The organism is Actinoplanes sp. NPDC051411, from assembly GCF_040682075.1.
Classification (GTDB): Bacteria; Actinomycetota; Actinomycetes; order Mycobacteriales; family Micromonosporaceae; genus Actinoplanes.
The window spans coordinates 12,875-35,184 of record NZ_JBFBAD010000025.1 but is presented as its reverse complement, the minus strand read 5'-3'; the positions used below and the strand labels follow the sequence as shown (position 1 = coordinate 35,184).

Genomic DNA, 22,310 nt, shown 5'->3' with positions numbered 1-22,310 from the left:
CATGGCGGGCATCGACGAGCGTTGGTTCGACGACGAGCACTGGTACGACGACGCCGCGGGCCGGCTGGTCCGGCCCTACACGGTGAGCAACGGCCGCACCGAGCCGAGCACCCGGCTGGAGCTGCTGTCGATGGTCGTCGCGACCGGCCAGCAGCCACACGGCCAGCTGGGCCCCGACCATGCGCAGGCGCTCGGCCTGTGCGGGAGCTTCACCACGGTCGCCGAGGTCGCCGCGCGGTTGCGGCTGCCCGCGGTGGTCACCAAGATTCTGCTTTCCGATCTCGTCGGGTGGGGCGCGGTCGACACCCGCTCGCCCGACCCGTTGGCCGATTCCTCTAACCCAGCGGTACTGGAGACCATCCTCAATGCCCTACAACGACGGCTCTGAAGCGTTCCCGTCCGCCCTCAAGCTCCTGATCGCGGGCGGTTTCGGCGTCGGCAAGACCACGTTCGTGGGTGCGGTCAGCGAGATCGAGCCGCTGCGCACCGAGGAACTACTCACCACCGCGAGCGTCGGCACCGACAAGCTGACGGGGGTCGAGGGCAAGTCGACGACCACCGTGGCGATGGACTTCGGCCGCATCACGATCAGCCGCGATCACGTGCTCTACCTGTTCGGCACGCCGGGGCAGGAGCGCTTCTGGTTCATGTGGGACGAGTTGTCGCTCGGGGCGATGGGCGCGGTCGTCATGGCCGACACCCGGCGTCTTGAGGACTGCTTCGCGGCGGTCGACTTCTTCGAGTCGCGGGGCATCGAGTTCCTGATCGCGGTCAACGAGTTCGACGACGCGCTGCGCTACCAGGTCGACGACGTCCGCAGCGCGCTCGACCTCAAGCCGGACACGCCGGTGATCTTCTGCGACGCGCGGGACCGCAGCTCGGCCACCGGCGTACTGATCGACCTGATCAAGCACCTCCTGCAGACCCGAACCCGCCCATGAACGGAGTCCTGGCATGATCTACGACCTTTCCGCCCACCAGCCGTTGACGCCCACCGACCCCGAGGTGGGCATCCGCATGCGCCGGCTCAGCGAGCTGGGCCTGGGCGACCAGCCGGACCCGGAGTTCGACGACTTCGCCCGCAAGCTCACCGAGGTCACCCAGGCGCCGTACGCGATGGTCAACTTCATCGGCGAGCACCGGCAATACTTCGCCGGCCTGGCCGTCGCGCCGTCCGCTCCGGGTGCCGCGGCCTCGGCCCAGCCCGGCCGGGTGATGGACCGCGACCACGGCTACTGCCCGCACGTCGTGGTGCGGAAGAAGGCGCTCGTGCTCGACGACGTCTGCGACTATCCCCGGTTCGCCGGCAACCCGGTCGTCGATGAGATCGGCATCCGGTCGTACCTGGGTGCGCCACTGATCGACCGCACCGGCACCGCGCTGGGCACGATCTGTGTGGTCGACATCGAGCCGCGCCCGTGGGGGAGGGCCGGCCTGGAGACGATCAAGTCGCTGGCCGCCGAGCTGATCGAGAAGATCCACGCTCGGGAGGCCCGGGGTTAGGTCGTGGGTTCTACGAGGTGACGAGGCCGGCGGTGATGCGGGGGGCGAGGCGTTGCGACCACTGTCCCTTGTCGGTTCCCATCGCCACCTCGGCCAGCCGCAGCAGTTGGATGTCGGAGGTGCCGGCGGGCGCGAAGATGTGGTGCGCGTCGCGGAGGTAGCGCTCGACCGGGCGATCCGGGTAGAGCCCGATCGCGCCGTGCACCTCCATCGCGTTGCGCGCCGAGTCCAGCGCGTATTCCACATTGATCAGCTTGGCGTTCATCAGCTCGGCGTCGCACGGCATGCCCTGATCGAGCAGGTAGACGGCGTGATAGGCGGCGAGCCGGGCGGTCATCAGCCGCGACTGCAGCTGCCCGATCTTGAGCTTGATCGGCAGCAGGTCGGCCAGCGGCTTGCCGTAGCGGTTGCGGTCGGCCGCGAAGCGGGTGGTCTCCTCGACCAGCGCCTGGTGGATGCCGAGCGCGACGGCGGTCAGGTTGGGCCGTCCGTAGAGAATGCTCGACGAATAGGCGACCGCCAGGCCGTCGCCCTCGGCGCCGAGCCGGCTGGTCGCCGGCACCCGGCAGTTCTCGAAGATCAGTTCGCCGAAGCTGAAGCCGTGCAGGCCCATCGACGGCTTGTGCTCGCCGAGCGAGAAGCCGGGCCGGTCGGATTCGACCAGAAACGCCGACAGTCCGGTCGAGCCCGGTCCGGTACGCACCACCACCCCGTGGACGTCCCCGACATGGCTGTTCCCGACGAAGACCTTCCGCCCGTTGAGCACGTAGTCGTCGCCGTCGCGGACCGCGGTCGCGGTCATGCCCAGCACGTGACCGCCGGACTGCTCCTCGGTCACCGCGATGGTCGGCAGGCAGTCGCCGCGCGAGACCGCGGGCAGCCAGGTCGCCTTCTGCTGCTCGTTGCCGAAGTGAAGGATCTTGGCCACGCCGAGCTGGGAGGCCTGCACCATCGCGCCCATGGCGCCGCTGACCCGGGCGAGCTCCTCGATGATGATGGTCTTGGCGAGATGGCCGAGGCCCATGCCGCCGTATTCGCGGCCGATGGTCACCCCGATCCAGCCCTGACGGGCGATCAGCCGGGAGAGTTCCAGTTGGACCTCCCGCGACTCCTCCATCTCGTCGAGGCGTAAACGGACTTCCGTCTCCGCGAACGTCCGTACTTCCTGGCGCAGTTTTTCATGGCGTTCGGTCATGAAGTACGCGTCCACGTGAACTCCTATCGGCGGGTGGGGGATAGCCCGTGCGACGACTCGGAGGCGGCCCGGCAACACTGCCGGTGACCATCCGTATGTGGCTGTGTCCACTCAGTACAGATCATCGTGAGGTGATCTCACAATAAGTTCCCGATGTTGTAAACATCCCACTATGGATGCAGTCCATAGTCGCATGCCCAGTAGGCACTGGTCTATCTAGTGGATCTGCCCAGGTGGGACGGCGAATGGGCTAGTTTGAGGCGGTGACGACCGATCGTTGGGCGCAGTGGTTGTTGACACGGCGCGACGGGGACAGCGAGGCCCTCCGGGCGCGCGACCGGGTCAGCCTGGCCGCGTTCCGTGACGGCGTGCTCGCCCGGGCCGACCTGCGACCGGGCGACGTGGTGCTCGACGTCGGCTGCGGCACCGGCCTGATCGGCCTCGCGGCCCTCGAGCGGCTCGGCCCGTCCGGCCAGGTGATCTTCAGCGACATCTCGGACGACCTGCTCGACGAGTGCCGGCGCGCGGCCGGCGACGATCCGCGGGCCACGTTCGTGAATGCCTCGGCCGACGACCTGACCGGCATCGACGACTCATCGGTCGACGTGGTCACGATGCGCTCGGTCCTGATCTACTCGGACCGCAAGGAGGCCGCGTTCCGCGAGTTCTTCCGCGTCCTGCGCCCCGGCGGCCGCCTTTCGATCTTCGAACCGATCAACCGCTTCCTGGTCGACCACGGCCCGCACCGCCTGTTCGGCCTGCCCGAGTCCGAGATCGACGACCTGCTCCGCAAGATTTCCCTGGTCTACTTCGATGCCGGTTCCGCACCGGCCTCCCAGACGATGGTCGACTTCGACGAGCGCGACCTGCTGGCCTGGGCCGACGCCGCCGGCTTCGAGTCGGTCGAGCTCGACTACCGGGCCGAGCTGCGCGCCCCGTCCGACCCGATCGTCGACTGGGAGGGCCTCAAGCGCAGCGCCCCCAACCCGTTGGCGCCCACCTACGGCGACGCCATCGCCGGAGTCCTGACGCCGGAGGAGCAGCGGCGCCTCGACATCCACATGCGGGGTCTGGTCGAGGCCGCGACCCCGGGCCGCCGCACGATGGCGATGGTCTTCCTCCGCGCCGACCGGCCCACGGCCTGACCCGCTCTTACGATCACGGGCATGGAGACGCTGGGGATCGGTGTGGTCGGGTTCGGATGGATGGGGCGGGTGCACACACAGGCGTACGCCCGGGTGCGCCACCACTATTCGCAGGTGGTGCGGCCGGTGCTGGTGGCGGTGGCCGACGACGTGCCGGGGCGGGCCGACGCGGCGGCCGGCCGGTTCGGGTTCGAGACGGCCACACTCGACTGGCGTTCGCTGCTTGCAGACCCGCGGATCGAGGCGGTCAGCATCACCGCGCCCAACTTTCTGCACCGCGAAATGGGGGCGGCGTTCGCGGCGGCGGGCAAGCACATCTGGATCGAGAAGCCGGTCGGGCTGAACGCGGACGACGCCCGCGCGATCGTCGGCGACGTCCAGGTGTCGGTCGGCTTCAACTACCGCAACGCGCCCGCCGTCGAGAAGGCCCGCGAGCTGATCGCGGCCGGCGCGATCGGCCGGGTCACGCACGCCCGGGTACGCCTGTTCAGCGACTACGCGGCCCACCCGGAGGGCGCGCTGAGCTGGCGCTTCGAACGGGCCCGCGGCGGCAACGGGGTGCTCGGCGACCTCGGCGCGCACGGCGTCGACCTGACCCGCTACCTGCTCGGCGAGATCGACGCGCTGGTCGCCGACACCGCCATCTTCGTGCCTTCGCGGCCGCGCCCGTCGGGGGCGACCGCCGGTCACCAGCGGGGGGAGTGGCGAGCCCGGCCCGGTCGAGAACGAGGACTTCTTCTCCAGCCTGCTCCGCATGGCCTCGGGCGCCCGCGTGGTGCTGGAGGCGAGCCGGGTCGCGGTCGGCGAGCAGAACAGCTACGGCTTCGAGGTGCACGGTACTTCCGGCGCCCTCGCCTGGGATTTCCGCCGCATGGGCGAACTCAGCCTCGCCGCCGACGGCGCAGCCGCCGGGGAAGGCGGCGGCGAGGGCGATTCGGGCGGGAGCGCGGCTGGCATCCCCCGCTATCAGGACGAGCCGGTGCGCACGGTCTTTGCCGGCCCGCGGGACGGCGACTATGCGGCGTTTCAGCCGGGCGCCGGCACGGCGATGAGCTACGACGATCTGAAGGTCATCGAGGCCTACCGCTTCCTGCGCTCGGTCGAGACCGGCACCCCGCACGGCGCCACCCTCGCCGACGCCATCGCCAGTGCCGAAGCCCTCGACGCGATGACCCGCTCGGCCGAAAGCGGCGTCTGGGTCAAGCTTCCGCGCTAGCCTCCGCCGAGGCGAGCCACGGCGCGCCGACGGTCAGGGGCGGTCGTCGGGGCCCTTGACCGTGCGCTGGTGGAGGCGGCTGATGGCGGCGTCCCAGGCGTCGTCGGCGGGCTGGGACTTGCCGCGGCCGAAGAACCAGTCGCCGTGCCAGATGACCGCCACCGCGAGGGCGCCGATCGCCGCCACCGCGGCCAGGGCCTGCAGGCCCTGGGCGATGTCTTCGACCCACGAATACCACCCCGGGTACAGCGCGGCCTTGACGTCGGGGATGCGGTCGACGGCGATGCCCTGATGCATGTTGGCGAAGTAGGTCTGGAGGGTGACCGGCTCGGTGGCGTCGGAGCCGATGAAGGCGACGCCGATCGCGAGCGTGGCGATGGCCAGCACGAACACCCAGGTGCGGGCGGTGCGGTGGCCGCTGCGCACGCCGAGGGCCAGGAAGGCCGGCACCATCGTGAGCAGGCCGAGCACGATCAGCTCGATCGCGCCGGTGTGGCCGCGGAGCAGCACCGGGGGTTCGACGCCGAACTCCCGCTTGATGTCGGTCAGCAGGGCCACCAGGTGATCGGCCGAGGGGCTGGCCCACCAGCGCAGCTCCCACAATCCGTCGATCACCAGCAGCAGCCCCGCCGGCGCGAGCAGCATGATTATCGTTGTGGCGACGCGCACGCGCCGCGGAATCTCAGCCCCCGACATGCCCCGCACTGTAGCGAGACCGGTTCATGGTCACAGGCTATTTTCGAGGGTCGATGTGGATCTTCGGCGCCACGCCGCGGAGGGCACCGGAGAGCACGTCGGCGGCCGACGACAGGCCGACCGTGGCTTCGACGAGGGGGCGCGGGTCGACGGCTCCCGACGCGTACGCCTCAATTGTCTCCGAAAGAATCGGCGAACCGCTCAGAACGCCCACGACGGTGATGTCTTTGAGGACCACGCGCCGGGTGTCGATCAATGACGGCTCGCCGGAGATGCCGATGTAGACGATGCGTCCGCCCGGCTCGACGCGCTCGACCGCGAAGGCCGGCAGGCCGGGTGCGTTGCTGGCGTCAAGGATTGCGTCAAACGCCATTTCGGGCAGCGTTTCCCGGGTCCAGGCCTCGGTGAACCCGAGCGAGGCGGCGAACTTCAGCGACGATTCCGTCGCCCCGAGCAGATGTACGCGGGCCCCTCGCGCCCGCGCGAACATGGCCGCCAGCAGCCCGATCGTCCCCGGCCCCATGATCAGCAGATCCCGGTCCGGGCCGGCACCGGTCGCCTGGACCGCCCGCAGGGCGTTGCCACCCGGCTCGACCAGCGCGCCGAGTGTGGCGTCGACCGTGTCGGGCAGCCGGCGCAGCGCCTTGACCGGCACCGGCAGCTGGGCCGCGAGCGCGCCCGGCCACCCGTTGCGGATGCCGATCTCGTGGCGGTCGGCGCACAGGTGCTGGCGGCCGCCCGCGCACCGCGCGCAGTGCCCGCAGCCGAGCATGGTGTCGCCGGTGACCCGGGCGCCCAGCCAGGACGGGTCGGTGAGCGGGCCGATGTGCGACACGACGCCGCTCCACTCGTGCCCGATCCGCACCGGGTAGGCGGCCTCGCCGGTGGCCAGATAGCTCATGTCGCCGGTGAAGAACTCCATGTCGGTGCCGCACACCCCGGCCCGCTCGACGTCGACCACGACCTCGCCCGGCCCGGCGACCGGCGGATCGACCTCGATCACCTCGGCCCGACCCGGTCCGTTGATCACAAAGGCCCGCATTCGTCACCCTCCAGCCCCTTGACACGTACCTCATGATTACCGCCGTGCAGACGATCATGGGGGATGGTTGCCCGACCTGTCGCGGGTCGCTCACCAGCGTGGGCGACGCCGTGCCCTGGTGCGGGTCGTGCGAGTGGAACTTGGACACTTTTCCGGACAACCGCTCCGACACCTGGTTCTGGCGCCGGGCGCGCCGGGCCGAGCGGCGGGCCGGTTTCCGGTCCGACCGGCATCTGGCCGGTTCGGCCGAGCCGCTGCCGATCGGCGGGCACGCGTACGCCGTGCTACTCGCCCTCTCCATGCTGCTTCTGCTGGCCGACGTCGCGCTGGCCGTGTCCGGGGCCTGGCTGATCCTCTCCGATCCGTGGTTCTGGCCGATCGCCGGCGGCCTGATCCTGATCGGCATCGCCGCGCTGCTGCGCCCGCGGCTGGGCCGGCTCAAGCCGCTGCTCGCCCACGGCTACGTGGTCGAGCGCAGGAACGCGCCCACCCTGCATCGCATGATCGACCGTCTGGTGACCGACCTCGGCGCGCCCCGCCCTGACCTGGTCGTCTTCGACTTCGACTGGAACGCCGGGGTGACCCGGGTCGGGCTGCGGCAGACCCGGGTGCTCGTCCTGGGCGTGCCGCTGCTGCTCGCGCTCACCCCGCAGCAGGTGGTCGCGCTGGTCGGGCACGAGCTGGGCCACCTGAGGTACGAGGACAACCGCCGTCGTCTGGTACTTCAGCCGGCGGCCACCGTCTTCGGCCGGCTGGCCCGTGCGGTCAAGCCACCGCACCGGGCGGTCCAAGTGGCTCAGAACAACCATCCGCTTGTCGCCTACGCCCTGCTGATCTGGCAGTTGGTGGGCGGGAGCGCCTATCTGCTGCTGTCCACCGTGCACCTCGCGGTCAACGGGGTGATCGCGGCCCAGAACCGGGCGATGGAGCTGCGGGCCGACCAGATGGCGGCGCGGGCGGCCGGCACCGCCGCGGCGCTCGAGGCGCTCGACACGATGACTCTACTGCCGATCCTCTCCGGCTATCTGCAGCACCACGTCGAGAAGGGTGAGGCCGCCGCCCGGTGGCGGCGGTACATGGGCTCGGTGCGGGGCCGGCACATCGACTCGCTGCCGGCCCGGCGGCAGCTCTCCATGCGTACGGCCGCGTCCGTGCTGGCCGACCACCCGGCCGCCGGGCGGCGACACCAGTGGTTGTCGTCGCAGCCCGCCCAGGCGCCGGGCCTGCTGATCGAGGAGGCGGCGGGCGTACGGCTCGAGAAGGAGATCGCGCCGTACGCCGAGATCCTGCACCGCGAGATGCTCGACCGCGTGATCGTCTAGATCGCGAACCAGGCCGGCTCGTCGGCCCGGGCGAGGGCCAGCGCGCGGGCCTGGTGGGGCGGCAGCTTCGGGATGTCGGCGATCTCGAACCAGCCGGCGTCGATCGACTCGTCGTCGTTGACCCGCGCCTCCCCGCTGACGTGCCGGCACCGGAACAGGATCGAGGTCCACCAGACCTGATCGCCGTTGGGCAGGGTGGCGAGGTCGCGCGCGGTGACCCCGAGGAGGCGCTCGACCTCGGCCGTCACGCCGGTCTCCTCCTCGATCTCGCGCAGCGCGCCCACGGCCGGCTCCTCACCGGGTTCGATGATGCCGGTGACCAGCGTCCACTGCTGGTCGTCGGCCCGCCGCACCATCAGCACCCGGTCGCGGGCATCGAAGACGACGGCGATCGCGCCGACCAGCGGCAGCGGGTCATGCCCGATCTTTTCTCGGAGGGTCAGAACGAATTCCGGAGTCGGCATGGCTCGGAACCCTAGATCAGAACGTGGCCATGACGCCGGGGGTGATCATCTTCTGGCACATCTGGGCGATCTCACCCGGCGGCTGCGGGAACCCCTGCCGCACCCACCAGATGAGCACCGCGACCAGGGCGCCGGCGTGATATTCGGCCACCATGTCGACCGGCAGCTTCAGGCCCACCGGTGTCAGGTGGTCGCGCAGCGAGTCGAGGATCAGGCGGTGCAGCATGCGGGTTCCGGAGGTGGCGCCCGAGCGTCCGCACAGGGCCTGATAGACGCGCTGGTTGGCGTACGCGTGCTCGAACACCACCCCGACCGGCCGGGTCGGGTCGTCGTGGGAGGGGCCTTCGACGGTGGCCGCGAGTTCGCGTTCGAGCTCGGCTCGCAGGTCGTCGAAGCAGGCCTCGAAGAGCGCGTCCTTGTCGCGGTAGTGGGCGTAGAAGGTGGACCGGCCGATGTCGGCCCGGTCGAGGACGTCCTGCACGGTCACCTTCTCGTAGCCGCGTTCGACGATCAGCCCGACCAGCGCGTCGCGCAGTGCCCGCCGGGTGCGGCGCACCCGCCGGTCGTTTCCGGTCATAACCCGCTCCGGTGTTCGTTTCCGCACGTCGGGCCCGACCCGCGCGTTGACCCTCGAACTGTAACCGAACAGAGTGTTCGGAAAAGGAGGGTGCCATGCACAAGATCAGCCTTCGCAACCCGCGGATGGCCGGCCCGTTCAACGACCCGGCCGGCTACGACAAGCACACCCGCCCGTTCCGCAAGCTGCACGACCGGGTGGTCGCCGACGCGGTCGCGGCCGGGCTGCCCGACGAGGCCCGCGTGCTCGACGTCGGGACCGGGCCGGGGCGCATTCCGCGCGCGATCGCCGACCGGCGTCCGGAGTGGACCGTCGACGGGGTCGATCTCGATCCGCGGATGATCGCGTACGCCCAGGAGCGCGACCTCGCGCGAAGAGTGGGTTTCTCGGTCGGCGACGTCGCCGACCTGCCCTATCCCGACGACAGCTTCGACCTGATCGTCAGCTCGATGAGCCAGCACCACTGGACCGACGTCGAGGGCGCGATGACCAGCCTGAAGCGGGTGCTACGCCCGGGCGGGCGACTCTGGATCTATGACGTCCGGTTCGTCCTCCGGCGGGCGACCCGAGCGGCCCGGATCTCCTTCCAGGATGTCCGGACGCAGCGAATCAGAGCGATTTATGCCCGACTGGAGGCGTGCTAGCAAAGGCTCGGCCGCCACGACCGCGAAGCCGAGCACCCCGATCAGGGCACCCACGAGAACCGTGCTGCGCACCCCGGGGCCGTCGATCAGCGCGGCCCCGATCAGCGCCCCGGCCGTGATGCCGACGTTGAACGCGGTCGACGTGCCGGCGTTGGCCGTGTCGGTGTCGCCGGGCGCGACCTCGAGCACCCGGGCCCCGAGCGCGGTCACCATCCCCGACAGCGCGAAGCTGGTCAGCGCCGACACGACCACCCCGAGCACGGTGATCGTGCCGAAGGCGTAGAGCACCCCGAGCGCCACCGCCTGCAGTCCGATCGCGGAGAGCATGGTCAGCCAGCCGAACCGCGACACGACCAGCCCGGCCACGAAGACGCCGGTCATCCCGGCCACGCCGCGCAGCACCAGCGCCGGGCCGACCGCCGACTCGGCGAGGCCGCTGACCTCGGTGAGGAACGGGTTGACGTAGGTGTAGGCGGTGAACGCGGCGGTCACGGCCAGGACGACGGTCACCACCAGAATCCGGTAACGGACCGCGTCGGGGGCCGTGCCGCGGTCGGTGCCGCTCGCGCCGGGCGCCACGTCGGGCAGGATCACCTGCAGGGCGGCCAGGACCAGGATGCCGAGCACGCACAGCACGACGAACGGGACGCGCCACGACGACACCTGGCCGAGCCAGGTGCCGGCGGGCACGCCCACGAGGGTGGCGGCGCTGCTCCCCACGTACAGCATGGAGACGGCGCGCCCGCGCGCCGCCGGCGGAAAGAGCGCCGCCGCGGCCGGCGAGACGATCGCCCAGAAGACCGCCTGACTGAGCGCGGTCACCACCCGGGCGGCCAGCAGGGTGGCATAGCTGGGTGCCGCCGCCGACAGCGCCGTCGACAGGACGAAAACCCCGAGGAGTACGCCCAGGAGCCTTTTCCGAGGCCATCGTCGGGTCAGCCGGGTCAGCGGCAGCGTGGCGATCACCACGATCAGCCCGTACGCCGTGACCAGCAGCCCGACCGACGACGCCCGCGCGTGCAGCCCGCCGGCGATCTGCGGAAGCAGCCCGATCGGGATCGTCTCGGTCGTGACGTAGGTGAAGGTCGACAGCGCCAGGGCGGCCAGTGCGAGGCGCGCGCGTGTCACTCGAAGTCGAGGCCGCCGGTGCGGGTGCGCTTGAGCTCGAAGAAGTGCGGATAGTTGGCCAGGGCCACCGTGCCGTCGAAGATCTTCGCCGCCTCCTCGCCGCGCGGGATCTTGTTGAGCACCGGCCCGAAGAACGCCACCCCGTCGATGTGGATGGTCGGCGTGCCGACGTCGTCGCCGACCGGGTCCATCCCCTCGTGGTGGCTCTTGCGCAGGGCCTCGTCGTACTGCTCGCTGGTCGCCGCCTCGATCAGCGACGTGGGCAGGCCGACCTCGGCCAGCGCGGCCGGGAGCACCTCGTCGAAGTTCTTGTTGCCCTGGTTGTGGATGCGGGTGCCGAGCGCGGTGTAGAGGTCGCGCAGCACCCCGTCGCCGTGCTGCTGGGCGGCCGCGGTCACCACGCGGACCGTGCCGAGCGAGCGGTCGACGAGATCGCGGTACCACTCGGGGAGGTCGCGGCCCTCGTTGAGCACGAACAGGCTCATGACGTGGAAGCGGAGGTCGAGGTCGCGCTGCTGCTCGACCTCGAGCATCCAGCGGGAGGTGATCCAGGCGAAGGGGCAGGCCGGGTCAAAGTAAAAGTCGACTTGTGTCACGGGCTCCACGCTACGGCCGAAAGTGCTTGCGCGGTGAACCAATTAGGCGTGAATTGACTGTGCCACTGCCGACACCCCGGCCATCAGCAGGTCGATGCCGAACGCGAAGTAGCGCTCCGGGTCGGGTTCCTCGGTGTAGGTCGCGGCGAACGCGACGAGCATCGGAAACTTGTCGGCCGGCAGCCGCTCCATCTTCAGCCGCTTCTGCCGGCGCCATTCCGCGGCCTGTTCCGACGGGATCGTCGTCGGGCAGTCGGGCTGGGCGGCGACCAGGCCGATCGCGCCGTGCAGCAGATAGCTGGCGACCCAGAACGCCTCGCGCACGTCGAAGCCGGCCCGGGTGAGCAGGGTGAGCGCGTCGTCGGTGGCCCGGCTGAAGCTGGCCGCCTCGTCCTTCTCCACCGAGTGCAGCAGGTCGGCCAGGATCGGGTGCTCCCGCATGACTGTGACGAGCGCCTCGACCATCGCGCGGAGCTGGGCCGGCCACGGATCGGTGGCGGCCCGGTCGGCGCGGACGCCGTCGAGAACGTGGTCGACGATGCCCAGCATCAGCTCGTCCTTGTTCTTGAAATGCCAGTACAGCGCCATCGGGGTGACCCCGAGCGCCTGGGCGAGCCGGCGGATGGTCACCGCCTCCAGACCCTCCTCGTCGCCGAGGCGCAGGGCCCGCTCGGCAACTGCCGACTTGCTGAGTTTTTCGGTCGCCACTTGACAACCATACAACGTACAGGTCTGATGTACGAGGTACATGTACAACGTATATGGACGTTGTATAGGGACATTGTTTAGGGACTCTGCACAGGGGGCTTCTGAGATGGGAAAGAACCGACGTTGGTGGGCGCTCGTCGCGGTAGCGCTCGGCACCTTCATGACGTATCTCGACAACAACGTGGTCAACGTGGCGCTGCCGTCGATCCAACGCGACCTGCACCTGAGCATCTCCGGGCTCGAGTGGATCGTCAGCGCGTACATCCTGGTCTTCGCCAGCCTGCTGCTGGCCGGAGGCCGCCTGGCCGACGTGGTCGGCCGGCGCACCGCCTTCCTCGGCGGCCTGGTCGTCTTCACGCTCGCGTCGGTCGCGGCCGGCCTGGCCCAGAACCAGGAGATGCTGATCGGCGCCCGGGCCGTCCAGGGTCTCGGCGCGGCTCTGCTCACCCCGGCCTCCCTGGCCCTGCTGCCCCAGCTGTTCCCGGACCCGCGGGAGCGCGGCGCCGCGATCGGCGTCTGGGGCGGCGTCGGCGCCCTGGCCCTCGCGGTCGGCCCGCTGCTCGGCGGCCTGTTCAGCCAGCACACCGACTGGAGCTGGATCTTCCTGATCAACGCCCCGATCGGCGTCGTCACCGTGCTGCTGTCGTTGTTCGCGATCCCGGCCGGCAACCGCGGCACCTCGCGCGGCCTCGACCTGCCCGGCCTGATCACCTCGTCGGCGTCGCTGTTCGCCCTCACCTACGCCCTGATCGAGGGCGAGTCGAAGGGCTGGACCTCGGCCGGCATCCTGACCGCGTTCGGCCTCGCCGCGGCGGCCGCGATCGCCTTCATCGTCATCGAGATGCGCTCCGCCAACCCGATGATGAACCTGGGCTTCCTGCGCATGCCGGTGTTCAGCGGCGGCCTGATCTCGATGGGCCTGTGGGCGTTCGGGGTCTTCGGCATCTACTTCTACACCGCGATCTACCTGCAGAACGTGCTCGGCTTCTCGCCCACCGAAGCGGGCGCCGCATTCGTGCCGATGGCCCTGGTCATGGCCGTGACGGCGACCCTGGCGCCGCGCCTGGAGGCCCGCCTGGGCGCCGGCCGGACGGTCGCGGCCGGCCTGCTGATCATGGCGGTCGCGCTCGGCATCATCGCCACCTTCGGCGAGGGCACGACCTACACTGACCTGCTGCCCTGGTTCGTCCTCTACGGACTCGGCGGCGGCCTGCTGGTGCCGCTCAACAACGTCATCCTCGGCGCGCTGCCGACCGAGCGGGCCGGCATCGCCTCGGGCATGCTCAACGTCTCCCGCGAGGTGTTCGGCCTGCTCGGCGTCACCATCCTCGGCGCGGTCCTCTCCAACCGCTCGGCCGCGGCGACCGGCACCGAACTTCACCGGTACCTCGCGGGCTACCAGTTCTCGCTGATGGTCGCCGCGATCCTGGTCGCCGTGGGCGCTCCCATCGCGTACCTCTCGATGCGCAAGGTCCGCCCGCCGGAGCCGGCCTCCGAGGCCGCCCTCGAACCGCCGATCCTCGAAACAGTCTGAACCGCCATCAATAGACGGCCCGGTGCTTCGGCGCCGGGCCACCGCCTTTCTCCGGTACGCGTCCCCATCGCGACGGCTTCCGGGCGCCGGTCACCGCTGCTTCGATATCGGGCACGCTGTTTGATGTGGGCATGGAGAGCGCGCACCCGGCTCGGCGCTACAACTACTGGCTCGGCGGCACCGACCATTTCGCGGCCGATCGCGAGTCGGGTGACCTGATCGCGCGGGCGTTCCCGGCCGCGCGGCTGGCGGCCCGCGAAAACCGCGATTTCCTTCGGCGAAGCGTGCATTTCCTGGCTTCCTCGGGGGTACGGCAGTTCCTCGATATCGGCACGGGCCTGCCGGTGCCCGACAACACGCATGAGATCGCGCGGCGGGTCGATCCGTCGTCGCTGGTCCTCTACGTCGACAACGACCCGATCGTGAAGACCCGGATGCCGGTGGAGGCCGACTATCTCGAGGCCGACCTGCGCGATCCCGAACGCATCCTCGGGCACGCCGCCCGAGCAGGCCGCCAAGCACGAGGAACTGCGGGCGTCCGGGCGGACCGATGCCCATCCGCGCGATCGGGCCGGGTTCGGCCGGTTCTTCGACGGGCTCGAACTCGTCGAGCCGGGCATCGTGGCGGTCAGCGACTGGCGGCGTACCGGAAAACAGCGGCCGACCGCCGGAGATGTCGCCATCTATGGCGCGGTCGGCCGTCTTCTCTGAATTTCAGGCCAGCAGGCGCGCCTTGATGGCGGTGATGTCGGCAGGTAGGCGTCGAAGCTGCCGGTGAGTGACGGCGTCGATCGGCCGGACTGCGTCACGGCATCAAATGCCCGACCAGGTCGGCGACCGTTCCGGTGCGTGCCTGGGCGTGTCCGGTTCCGGCCCAGAGGTTGAGCGAACCGGCGTCGCCGGCCCGGGCCGCGGCCGCCCGGATCGGTGCCGTGAGGTGATGAACAGCCGGGTAACCGATCGGCGCCGCGGCCGAATAGGTCTCGGTGAAACGGTTGGCCAGCCCGCGGGCCGGTTGGCCGGTGAAGGCGCGGGTGATGACGGTTTTCCGGTAGGTGCCGTGGAGCATGGCGTCGCGCTGGGCTTTCCGGGTGCCGGCCTCGTCGGCGAGAAGAAAAGCGGTGCCGCACTGGACCGCGCTGGCGCCCTTTTCCAGGAGTTGGGAAACGCCGGCCGCCGACATCACGCCACCGGCGACGACGACCGGCTTGCCGGTCAGCGCGCGCACTTCGGCCAGCACCGCTTCGGCGGTGCTGTCGCCGCGGAAACGCGCCGGGTCGGTGGTCGAGGAATGCGCGCCGGCTGCGCCGGCTTGCGCGATCAGCCCGTCCGGATCGACGGCCAGGGCACGGCGGGCCTCGTCGGCCTCGGTCACGGTTACGAGTACGCGGCAGCCGGCGCGTTGCAGCCTCTCCACAATGGCGCGCTCCGGGACACCGAACGTGAAACTGACGAGCGGGACGGCGTACGTCTCGGCCAGCGCGACCTTCGCGCCGAAGCTGTCGTCGTCGTCGAGCCGCAGTGGCGGCAGGTCGACCTGGAACCGTTCGGCCTCGGGCCGCAGGAGCCGGCGATATCGCTCGAGCGCCTCGACGTCGGGCGCCGGCGGCATGGGGACGAAAATGTTCAGCCCGAACGGGATCCCGCTCATCTCGCGCAGTTCCGCTTCGACGTCGTCCGGCTTCTTGTATCCGGCGGCGAGAAACCCGACTGCGCCCGCGCCGGCCGCACCTTTGACCAGCGCGGTCGTCGTGGGGCCGCCGGCCATGGGCGCGACCACGACGGGCCGGAGGAGGTCGTCCATACCCCGACCCTACGTGGCTAGTAGTGCCATTTCTGGTTTCCGGCCCCGGTGCACGACCAGATCTGGGCCGCGGTGCCGTTGGCCGCGCCGCCGTCGGGAACGTCGACGCATTTGTCGGCCTCGCCGCTGACCAGGTCGTAGGACGCGTTGTAGGAGAACTGCTGCGAGGCGTCGCCGTCGCAGTTCGCGAGCCTCAGGTGGGCGCCGTCGTCGGTGGACTCGGCGGCGACGCACTTGCCCCGCACCCGCATGGTGCCGTCGGGGGCGAACGAGAAGAGCTGCGGTTCGATCGGCTGGCAGGCCCAGAGCTTGAGCTCGCCGGTCGTCCCGGGGGCGTAGAGGCAGGTGCCGCTCTGGAAGTTCTGGATCTGCCGGCCGGTCGGGGTGGTGGCCGGCTTGGTCGGGACCGCCGTGGCGGCCAGCGGCTTCACCGGCGGTGTGGTGGTGTGGCTCGGTTGGCGGGACGGCGACCGGGAATGCTTCGGGGCGGTGGTGGTGGGGGAGGTGCTCGGGGCCGGGTCGATGAAGGCCGCCGCCGAGGCCGAGGGGGTGGGGACCTCGTCGGCCGACGCGCTGTCGAGGGCCGGGCGGACGGCGATGACGATGGCGGCCAGGATCGCGATCGCGGCGGCCGCGATCAGCAGGCGGGTCCTGGTCGCGCGTTTCGCCGGTGGGACAGTCGCCGGGATGATCACCTCCGCGCGGGTCTCCTCGGCGGGGGCCTGGATGCGCGGCGTGATGTACGCGTATTGACGCGTCGGCGCCGTCGACGCCTCCTCGGCCGCCTCGCGGAGAAGGCGTTCGGCCGTAACGGCGTCGGCTCGACGGGCCGGATTCTTCTCCAGGAGGGCGGCCAGCGCCGGGCCCATCGCCCCGGCCTGCTCGGGCGGCGTCGGCGGCTCGGTGGCGAGCGCGGCCAGGGTGGCCATCGGCGAGGACCTCGTGTACGGGGGTTTGCCCTCGACCGCCGCGTACAGCGTCGCTCCGAGTGACCACAGGTCGGCGGCCGGACCGATCTCGCCGTCGAGGGCCCGTTCCGGGGCGAGGTAGGACGGCGAGCCGAGCACGATCCCGGTGCTCGTCATGCTGCTGTCCCCGGCCGCCGTCGCGAGGCCGAAGTCGGTCAGCACCACCCGTCCGTCCAGGCCGAGCAGCACGTTGGCCGGCTTCACGTCGCGGTGCAGGATGCCCGCCCGGTGGGCCGCGGTCAGCGCCGCGAGAACGTCGAGCCCGATCCGCGCGACCTGCTCGGGCGGCATCGGCCCGTCCGTGCTGACGACTTCGTAGAGTGACCGCGATCGCACCAGCTCCATGACGATCCAGGGCCGGCCGTCGGTGAAGACGACGTCGAAGATCCGAACCACGTTGCGGTGGTCGAGCCGGGCGATCGCCCGGGCCTCCCGGATCGTACGTTCGGCGAGGTCACGTACGTCCTCGGGCGCCATGCCGGCCGGCAGCACCAGTTCCTTGACCGCCACGTCCCGCCCCAGCAGCTCATCGCGGGCCGCCCACACCCGCCCCATGCCGCCCCGCCCCAGCTCACCTACCAGCCGGTAACGTTCCGCAACCACCCGAGCCCCGATTTCCGACACGACGGCACGGTACCGGCCCAGTTGCAACCCGACCCCTGCAACCCACCCTGTGACATCAGTCATAGTCAATTCAAGGCTGCTAACTGTCTACAGTGGACGACCGTCGTCCGGGCGGCCGGACCTGCCCAGATGTCCCTTGTCCGCTGTAGTGTTTCGATCGCGAAGTGGTGGAAGTAATTCCCTGGCTTCGCCCGGTCAGGACGGTTATGCGGAGACGACCGAAGGAGGGCCGAGGTGGAGCCGGAGGAGACGGCCACCCTGGTGCGCCGGGCGGCGGCGGGCGACGAAAGCGCATGGGGGGCGCTGGTCACCGCGTACGCCGGCCTGGTCTGGGCGGTAGCCCGGGCCCATCGTCTCGGCGCGGCCGACGCCGAAGATGTCGCCCAGACGACCTGGGAGAAGTTCGCCCGCTCGATGGGCAAGGGCGACATCAACCAGCCGGAGCGGGCCGGGGCCTGGCTGTCCACGACCGCCCGGCGGGAGTCACTGCGGGTGCTGGCGACCCGCAACCGGGCCGTGCCGACCGGCGATCTCGGCTGGATCGGGGCCTCGCCGACCGACGAGACCCCGGAGGAGGTCGCGCTGGCCCGCGAACAGAGCGCGGTGGCCGCGCGGGTCTGGCAGGCGCTCAACCAGCTCGGCGAGAACTGCCGGCGGGTGCTGCGGGTCCTGATGGCCGACCCGCCGCCGTCGTACGCGGACGCCGCCGCCGCGCTCGGCGTGACCGTCGGCTATCTCGGCCCGACCCGCAAACGTTGCCTGGAGAAACTGCGCCGGCTCGTATCAGAACCGGTGGAGAGCGGTCATGACAGGTGACAGGGGTGGCCCGCCGCCCCGCGAGGAGGACACCACCGCCATGGACCTCGACGCCGTGCTCCGCAGAGTCGTCTCCCGCGTGGACCCGGTTCCGCCGGCGGTCGAACGGTACGCGCGTGCCGCGTTCGCGTTCCGCACCGTCGACGAGGACTTCGCCGACCTGGAGTGGGACTCGTGGAACGACGACGCCGGGGAGCTGACCCGGGGACCGGAGGCTGCGCGCATGCTCGTCTTCGGACCGGCCGGTGACACGGGCACCCGCATTCACCTGGGAGTGACCCGGACACCGTCCGGGCTCGACCTGGACGGTCTGGTGGAGCCGTCCGGGCCGACCGAGGCCGAGGTGCAGTTCCGCGGGGGTGTCATCCGGCGGCCGGTCGACAGCGGGGGCCGGTTCGACGCCGACCTGCCCGTGGTGGGTTCGATCCGGTTGCGGCTGCGGGGGCCCGATTCGCCGCCGACCGTCACCGGATGGGTGGCGCTCGGCTGACGCCCGGAAAGCGAGACAGCGATGCCCGAACCGACCAGCTTCCCCAACCCGTGGGCCTTCGATCCCCGCATCCGCCACGACACCCGCAACCCCAGCGTCTATTACCTGGCCGACGAGGTCCTCGTCGAGGTCGACCCCAAGGGGCCCCGGGTCGTCGACAACCGTCTGCGCGAGATCGGCGCGGCGCAGATCAACGAGGACAGTCCGGTCTCGCGATATGTGACCCGCTGGGTTATGCCTCCCGGTCGCAACATGACGCGCACCCTGGCCGAGTTGCGGAAGCTTGCGGGAGAGGGGCGGGTCGGGGTCAATCACGCGTACGCCGCGAACGCCGAGTCGATCCCGGTCATCGGCCAGCCGAAGCTGCACGGCGGCGCGGGCGAGGATCCGGCTCCCGCGCCCGCGGTCGGCGACTCCAGTGGGGACGGCCGGGTGGTGCGGGTCGCGGTGGTCGACACCGGCCTCGACCCGGCCGCCATGACGCTGCCCCTGTTCCGCGATCACCAGCGGCATGGCCTGCACGAGCCGGATCCGGTCTACGAGAACCCGGCCGCCGGGCAGATCGGCCTGATGGGCGGGCACGGCACCGTCGTGGCCGGCATCATCGCCCGCTACGCCCGGCAGGTCCACCTGTCGTCGATCCAGGTGTTGAGCGTCGCCGGGGTCACCGACGACCACACGCTGGCCGACGCGGTCCAGCGGGCGTTCGACGGCGGTGCCGAGCTCGTCAACCTGTCCCTGGGCTGCGTCTACGACGGTTCGCAGGGCCCGCTCGCGCTCGACGCGATCCTGACCAACCGGCCGGCCGGGACGGTCGTGGTCGCGGCGGCCGGCAACGTCGAGAAGCCGGAGCCGAACTTCTATCCGGCCGACCGGCCGGACGTCATCGCGGTCGCGGCGATGAACTCGCTCGCGGTGCCGGAGTCCCCGGCCGGCTTCAGCAACCAGGCGACCTGGATCAACGCCTGCGCGCCCGGGGTGGCGGTGCACTCGGCGTACGTCTTCGGCACCTGGTTGTACGGCGCGGCCCCGACGTCCTTTCAGAGCTATGTCGCCGGGAGCGGCACGTCGTTCGCGACGCCCTACGTGGTGGCGCGCATCGCGTCGACGACCGGGGAGGGCGAGACCGTGCAGACGGCCGCCAACCGCCTGCTGACCACGCCCCTGGCCAGCGTTCCCGGCTACGGCGTCTACCTCGAAGGCCCGCGCGACCTCACCTGGCCGCACCACCCCTAACCCGCGCCGTAACAGACGAAAGCGGCCGCCGCCGGCTGCACCGCCGCGAGTGCGGCCGCCGGCGACCGCCCGGCCCGCAGTTCGGCGTGCAGGCGCAGCATCACGCCGCGGGTCGCGCCGTCGCGCACCGGCGCCACCGCGGCGATCACCGAACGGGTGCCCAGCGCGAGCAACGCGGCCGCGAACCCCATGATCTCGTCGCCCCGGTGCACGGTGAACATGCCCAGGTCGCAGGCGGAGAGCACGACCAGGCCGGGCGGCCGGCGCAGGGTCTCCAGGTCATAGACGGTGAGCGGCCCGTCGCTCAGCCGCAGCGCCGAGAACTGCGGGTTGTCGGCCCGGAAACTGCCGTGCGCGGCGACGTGGGCGCATCGCGCGCCGTCGATCGCGTCGAGCGCCTCGGCCACGCCGCCGGTCAGCATCCGCGCCCCCGAGTATTGCCCGGCCAGCGTTTCCACCTCGTCGGCCGCCGCCGGGAGGCCGGGCCCGGCGATCAGCACCGTCTCTCCGCCGGGCGGCTCCGCGGTGGTTGCGCGGAGCCAGCCGGTCGCGCTGGGCGCGACCGAGACCGTACGGCCGTGGCAGCTCACCAGCAGATGCCACGGCACGCCGTGCAGCCGTCCCGACGGCACGACCACCAGTTCGCGGTCGCCGATCCGCCGGCGCAGCGGCCCGAGCAGCATCCGGTCGAGCCGTTCGGCCCCGGTCACCACCGGCCGGTCGCGCACCGCCGACCTCTGCAGCGCGAACCGCAAGACCCGCACCTCCGCGTTCATCGCACCGACCGGCCCCAGCTCGTGCCGGCTGAACCGGCCCCCGGCCAGCACGACCGCGTGCAGCGTCTCCTCGACCGCGATCAGCTCGACGAGCGCGCGTCCGTCCAGACCGGAGGCCAGCGCCCGCAGGTCGGGGCCGCCGGCCGGCGGAATCCCGTCGCCCGGCCCGATCTGCCGCACCCGGTCGCGGATCGAGCGTTCGAGCTGGGCCTGCCGGTGTCCGTAGCGCCGCGCATCGCGTCCCTCGGCCACCGCCTCCTCCCGGTCCGCGGCGACCGCCCGCAGCTCGGCGATGTCGGCCGCGAACCGCGCGTCCTCCGGCGGCCGGGCGGGCCGGCGCTGCTGGGCCGCGGCGCGACCCCGTTCGGCCCAGACGAGCAGCTTCCTCGCCGGTCCGGCCACGGTCAGGGCGGTGCTTATCAGGTCCAGGCCGTGCTCGGCCGCGCGGACCCGCAGTTCGGTCGCGCCGAGCGTGAGCCGGTGCTCGTCGAGGGCCCGCAGTCCGGCCCGCAGCGCCGCCTCGGCACCCCGCCGGTTTCCGCCCGCGATCCGCAGCAGGGCCTCGGCGTGCCAGGCGCTGACCCGCTGGGCGGCCGGCGCGTCGTTCCTGCGGGCGCGGCCCGCCTGCCGCAGCAGGCCGGTCGCCTCCTCCGGCCGTCCGGCGGCGAGGGCACAACGGGCGGCGATCAGCGTGGCGTCGGCGGCCGGAACGGCCCAGCCGGCCGCCCGCAGTTCGAGCACGTTCGACGTCGCCGCCTGCTGGACCCGCCGGTCACGGCGGCCGGCGGCCCAGTCCGTACGCAATCGGGTGTAGCGGGCGACGGCGGCCCAACCCGGACGGCCCTGCCGGTCGAAGGCCCGCCCGGCCAGCCGGGCGGCCTCACCCGCCGCTTCGAGATCACGACAGGCCAGGGCCGCGGCGGCGAGCAGCAGGCGGGCCTCGGCCAGGTCGGCGCCCATCCGGCGCCGCGTCATTTCCCGTACGGCCGCGGCCGCGACCTCCCGCGCCTCGTCGTGCAACCCGGCCGCGAGCAGCACGTCGCACCGGTCCATGAGGATCATCGCGGGTGGCAGCCGGTTGGCGACGTAGTAGTCCTCGGCCGCCCCGAGGTGGGTCAGCGCGACGACGACCCGGCCGGCCCGTCCGGCCGCGAAGCCCCGGTTCCAGCGCACGTCGGCGACCGCGAGATCCTGGCCGAGTTTCTGGTAGAGCTCCTCGGCCCGTTCCAGATCGGACTCGGCCGCGTCCGAGCGCCCGCGGTAGGCCTGCAGGACGCCGCGGTTGTTGAGCAGCTTCGCCTCCCACAGCCGGTCGCCCTCGCGGCGGAAGACCGCCAGGGCCCGGCCGTATTCGGCGAACGCCTCGCTGAACAGCCCCTGCCGCTGTGCGACGACCGCGAGCTGCATGCGGAGGCGGGCCGCCTCGAGCCCTTCGAGCACCGGCGCCGCGGCCCGGCCGAGCCGGATCGCCTCGGCGATGTCACCCTGGTCGGCCCGCACCAGGGCCAGGCTCATCCGCGCCCGGGCGGCGAGAACCGCGAGCCCGGCCTCCTCGGCGACGACGACCGCGCGGCGCAGGTGCGCCGCCGCCGACCGCATGCTGTTGGTCTCGCGGCCGGCCAGCCCGAGCACCCGTTCGGCCGCCGACTCGGCAGCCCGGTCACCGGACCGCCGGGCCCGGGCCCGCACCCGCAGAGCTTCGGCGCGCGCCCGCCGCGGATCGGTCGGCACCAGGCGCATCGCTCTCTCGGCGAGCTCGTCATCGGCCATCGTCTGTTGTCTCTACCGCACTCCTCCCAAGAGCACGAACGGCTTTTCAGCTCGTC

Annotated in this window: 22 protein-coding genes and 3 pseudogenes; 14 read left to right on the top strand and 11 right to left on the bottom strand. The window is 71.4% G+C overall.

Annotated features, from left to right (window positions below):
- Position 1: 1 nt before the first annotated feature.
- From AB0M88_RS16135 to AB0M88_RS16125, 3 genes are read left to right on the top strand one after another with little or no spacing between them, the layout of a single operon-like run.
- On the top strand, positions 2-388 hold the full coding sequence (locus AB0M88_RS16135; protein WP_364101886.1) for a DUF742 domain-containing protein: 387 nt from the start codon (positions 2-4) through the stop codon (positions 386-388).
- Positions 366-941: an ATP/GTP-binding protein gene (locus AB0M88_RS16130; RefSeq protein WP_364101720.1), complete on the top strand. Its 576-nt coding sequence runs from the start codon at positions 366-368 to the stop codon at positions 939-941. Before AB0M88_RS16135 ends, AB0M88_RS16130 begins: the two co-directional genes overlap by 23 nt.
- A 13-nt stretch (positions 942-954) precedes the next feature.
- Positions 955-1,503, top strand: coding sequence for a GAF domain-containing protein (locus AB0M88_RS16125; protein WP_364101717.1), 549 nt, complete (start codon positions 955-957; stop codon positions 1,501-1,503).
- Between the two features lie 10 nt (positions 1,504-1,513).
- Here AB0M88_RS16125 and AB0M88_RS16120 read toward each other — a convergent pair whose 3' ends face one another.
- Positions 1,514-2,713: an acyl-CoA dehydrogenase family protein gene (locus AB0M88_RS16120; protein ID WP_364101714.1), complete on the bottom strand. Its 1,200-nt coding sequence runs from the start codon at positions 2,711-2,713 to the stop codon at positions 1,514-1,516.
- Positions 2,714-2,961: 248 nt separating this feature from the next.
- On the opposite strand from AB0M88_RS16120, the gene AB0M88_RS16115 reads away from it, so the two are divergent.
- The 3 genes and pseudogenes from AB0M88_RS16115 to AB0M88_RS16105 all read left to right on the top strand — a co-directional run bounded on the left by AB0M88_RS16115 (position 2,962) and on the right by AB0M88_RS16105 (position 5,059).
- The gene (locus AB0M88_RS16115; RefSeq protein WP_364101711.1) at positions 2,962-3,843 is read left to right on the top strand and encodes a methyltransferase domain-containing protein; all 882 of its coding nucleotides are present in this window, start codon (positions 2,962-2,964) and stop codon (positions 3,841-3,843) included.
- Positions 3,844-3,864: 21 nt separating this feature from the next.
- Positions 3,865-4,428 (top strand): annotated as a pseudogene (locus AB0M88_RS16110) (Gfo/Idh/MocA family oxidoreductase); the annotation flags it as partial.
- A gap of 169 nt (positions 4,429-4,597) precedes the next feature.
- On the top strand, positions 4,598-5,059 hold the full coding sequence (locus AB0M88_RS16105) for a hypothetical protein (protein ID WP_364101892.1): 462 nt from the start codon (positions 4,598-4,600) through the stop codon (positions 5,057-5,059).
- A gap of 33 nt (positions 5,060-5,092) precedes the next feature.
- On the opposite strand, the gene AB0M88_RS16100 is transcribed toward AB0M88_RS16105, so the two are convergent.
- Both AB0M88_RS16100 and AB0M88_RS16095 read right to left on the bottom strand, forming a co-directional pair.
- On the bottom strand, positions 5,093-5,755 hold the full coding sequence (locus AB0M88_RS16100) for a hypothetical protein (RefSeq protein WP_364101708.1): 663 nt from the start codon (positions 5,753-5,755) through the stop codon (positions 5,093-5,095).
- A 37-nt stretch (positions 5,756-5,792) separates the two neighbouring features.
- On the bottom strand, positions 5,793-6,797 hold the full coding sequence (locus AB0M88_RS16095; RefSeq protein WP_364101705.1) for an alcohol dehydrogenase catalytic domain-containing protein: 1,005 nt from the start codon (positions 6,795-6,797) through the stop codon (positions 5,793-5,795).
- 44 nt (positions 6,798-6,841) lie between these two features.
- On the opposite strand from AB0M88_RS16095, the gene AB0M88_RS16090 reads away from it, so the two are divergent.
- The gene (locus AB0M88_RS16090; protein ID WP_364101702.1) at positions 6,842-8,119 is read left to right on the top strand and encodes a M48 family metallopeptidase; all 1,278 of its coding nucleotides are present in this window, start codon (positions 6,842-6,844) and stop codon (positions 8,117-8,119) included.
- Here the strand turns inward: AB0M88_RS16090 and AB0M88_RS16085 are convergent.
- Both AB0M88_RS16085 and AB0M88_RS16080 read right to left on the bottom strand, forming a co-directional pair.
- Positions 8,116-8,583, bottom strand: a complete 468-nt coding sequence (locus AB0M88_RS16085; RefSeq protein ID WP_364101699.1) for an NUDIX domain-containing protein — start codon at positions 8,581-8,583, stop codon at positions 8,116-8,118. The genes AB0M88_RS16090 and AB0M88_RS16085 overlap by 4 nt on opposite strands.
- Before the next feature lie 16 nt (positions 8,584-8,599).
- Positions 8,600-9,160 carry a TetR/AcrR family transcriptional regulator gene (locus AB0M88_RS16080; RefSeq protein ID WP_364101696.1) on the bottom strand — a complete coding sequence of 187 codons (561 nt, stop codon included), beginning with the start codon at positions 9,158-9,160 and terminating at the stop codon, positions 8,600-8,602.
- Positions 9,161-9,255: 95 nt separating this feature from the next.
- Between AB0M88_RS16080 and AB0M88_RS16075 the strand changes: the two genes are divergently transcribed.
- Positions 9,256-9,804, top strand: a complete 549-nt coding sequence (locus AB0M88_RS16075) for a class I SAM-dependent methyltransferase (RefSeq protein ID WP_364101693.1) — start codon at positions 9,256-9,258, stop codon at positions 9,802-9,804.
- A 273-nt stretch (positions 9,805-10,077) separates the two neighbouring features.
- On the opposite strand, the pseudogene AB0M88_RS16070 reads toward AB0M88_RS16075, so the two are convergent.
- The 3 genes and pseudogenes from AB0M88_RS16070 to AB0M88_RS16060 all read right to left on the bottom strand — a co-directional run.
- Positions 10,078-10,932: pseudogene (locus tag AB0M88_RS16070) on the bottom strand (MFS transporter); the annotation flags it as partial.
- Entirely contained in the window at positions 10,929-11,528 is a 600-nt protein-coding gene (locus AB0M88_RS16065) for a DsbA family protein (protein WP_364101690.1), read from the bottom strand. The gene AB0M88_RS16065 and the pseudogene AB0M88_RS16070, both read right to left, overlap by 4 nt.
- 42 nt (positions 11,529-11,570) lie before the next feature.
- Positions 11,571-12,236 carry a TetR family transcriptional regulator gene (locus AB0M88_RS16060; RefSeq protein ID WP_364101687.1) on the bottom strand — a complete coding sequence of 222 codons (666 nt, stop codon included), beginning with the start codon at positions 12,234-12,236 and terminating at the stop codon, positions 11,571-11,573.
- A 106-nt stretch (positions 12,237-12,342) separates the two neighbouring features.
- Here AB0M88_RS16060 and AB0M88_RS16055 point away from each other — a divergent pair, with 106 nt between their 5' ends.
- The 3 genes and pseudogenes from AB0M88_RS16055 to AB0M88_RS16045 all read left to right on the top strand — a co-directional run bounded on the left by AB0M88_RS16055 (position 12,343) and on the right by AB0M88_RS16045 (position 14,481).
- A complete protein-coding gene (locus AB0M88_RS16055) occupies positions 12,343-13,770 on the top strand; it encodes an MFS transporter (protein ID WP_364101684.1) in 1,428 nt (475 codons plus the stop codon).
- 131 nt (positions 13,771-13,901) lie between these two features.
- Positions 13,902-14,210, top strand: a pseudogene (locus tag AB0M88_RS16050) (SAM-dependent methyltransferase); the annotation flags it as partial.
- 13 nt (positions 14,211-14,223) lie between these two features.
- Positions 14,224-14,481, top strand: coding sequence for an SAM-dependent methyltransferase (locus AB0M88_RS16045; RefSeq protein WP_364101883.1), 258 nt, complete (start codon positions 14,224-14,226; stop codon positions 14,479-14,481).
- A 94-nt stretch (positions 14,482-14,575) separates the two neighbouring features.
- On the opposite strand, the gene AB0M88_RS16040 is transcribed toward AB0M88_RS16045, so the two are convergent.
- Together AB0M88_RS16040 and AB0M88_RS16035 are read right to left on the bottom strand one after the other, a co-directional pair.
- Positions 14,576-15,574 carry a nitronate monooxygenase gene (locus AB0M88_RS16040; protein WP_364101681.1) on the bottom strand — a complete coding sequence of 333 codons (999 nt, stop codon included), beginning with the start codon at positions 15,572-15,574 and terminating at the stop codon, positions 14,576-14,578.
- Positions 15,575-15,591: 17 nt separating this feature from the next.
- Positions 15,592-17,166, bottom strand: a complete 1,575-nt coding sequence (locus tag AB0M88_RS16035; protein WP_364101678.1) for a protein kinase — start codon at positions 17,164-17,166, stop codon at positions 15,592-15,594.
- 234 nt (positions 17,167-17,400) lie between these two features.
- Here AB0M88_RS16035 and AB0M88_RS16030 point away from each other — a divergent pair, with 234 nt between their 5' ends.
- From AB0M88_RS16030 to AB0M88_RS16020, 3 genes are read left to right on the top strand one after another with little or no spacing between them, the layout of a single operon-like run.
- Positions 17,401-17,982 (top strand): sigma-70 family RNA polymerase sigma factor, encoded by a 582-nt coding sequence (locus tag AB0M88_RS16030; RefSeq protein ID WP_364101675.1) that lies wholly within the window; start codon positions 17,401-17,403, stop codon positions 17,980-17,982.
- The gene (locus tag AB0M88_RS16025) at positions 17,972-18,472 is read left to right on the top strand and encodes a hypothetical protein (protein ID WP_364101673.1); all 501 of its coding nucleotides are present in this window, start codon (positions 17,972-17,974) and stop codon (positions 18,470-18,472) included. The genes AB0M88_RS16030 and AB0M88_RS16025 overlap by 11 nt, the downstream gene beginning before the upstream one ends.
- 21 nt (positions 18,473-18,493) lie before the next feature.
- A complete protein-coding gene (locus tag AB0M88_RS16020) occupies positions 18,494-19,708 on the top strand; it encodes a S8/S53 family peptidase (RefSeq protein ID WP_364101670.1) in 1,215 nt (404 codons plus the stop codon).
- Here AB0M88_RS16020 and AB0M88_RS16015 read toward each other — a convergent pair.
- Positions 19,705-22,254 (bottom strand): CHAT domain-containing tetratricopeptide repeat protein, encoded by a 2,550-nt coding sequence (locus AB0M88_RS16015; protein ID WP_364101667.1) that lies wholly within the window; start codon positions 22,252-22,254, stop codon positions 19,705-19,707. The genes AB0M88_RS16020 and AB0M88_RS16015 overlap by 4 nt on opposite strands.
- Positions 22,255-22,310: the final 56 nt, after the last annotated feature.